Genomic DNA, 920 nt, shown 5'->3' with positions numbered 1-920 from the left:
GGCCAAGCCGCACACTGATTCTGTCAACTTCACACGAACCGTCGTTGTCGATAACGTTACTGGTGAAGTGATTACGAGTGGTGCTGGAACAACCGCCTGGACAGCGACAAATGGTGATACAACCTTTGATGCCGTTGTTAGTCCAGTGGTGTCGGGATCTGTAGCTGATAAAGCGCAGACAGCTGTCGTAACTGACCTGAATGCCGATTCAGCAGATGTTAATGAGACCGTGACATACACGAAAGTCGGATCATTGGTACCAAGCTCAAGTGATGGGAACTTCCCTAGAGTACCAAGAGTAGTCTATCCAAATGACCCACGTGATGCGACGAAGGTTACACCAGCCGGTGTACCGACGGTACCAGGTTATACAGCACATGATCCAGAAGGTCATGTTTTGACACCCGGTAGCCGTTATCAGCCAAGTGATCCGACGAAAGATACAACGATCACCTATACCGCAGATCAGCAAAAAGGTAGTGTCAGCTACGTTGATGATACGACCGGCAAAACTTTAAAGACGGATTCAATTTCAGGAACAACGGGCTCGAAATCCAGTTATAGTACCAGTGGCAGCATTGCGGATTATAAGAAACACGGGTATGAGTTAGTTACTGATGGCTATCCAGCAGATTTGACATTCGACAATGATGACAAAACTGCTCAGAACTTCACGGTTCACTTGAAGCATCAGCTGACGCCAGTGAATCCAACGGATCCACAGACACCGGGAGCGCCAATCCATCCAGATGAACCAGATGGACCAAAGTGGCCAACTCGCACCAACTATGATAAGACGGTCCATGAGACCGTCAGTTATGTTGATCAGACTGGACACGTAGTGGCCAAGCCGCACACTGATTCTGTCAACTTCACACGAACCGTCGTTGTCGATAACGTTACTGGTGAAGTGATTACGA

General features: G+C 48.4%; 1 protein-coding gene. It reads left to right on the top strand.

Annotation, left to right across the window (positions count from 1 at the left end):
• The coding region (locus ACESUZ_RS10100; protein WP_373199926.1) for a mucin-binding protein at nucleotides 1–920 on the top strand (920 nt) is incomplete at both ends.

Origin of the sequence: Collinsella aerofaciens ATCC 25986 (assembly GCF_964239575.1) — a bacterium.
Classification (GTDB): Bacteria; Actinomycetota; Coriobacteriia; order Coriobacteriales; family Coriobacteriaceae; genus Collinsella; species Collinsella aerofaciens_BQ.
This window is presented reverse-complemented; position numbering and strand designations above follow the sequence as displayed.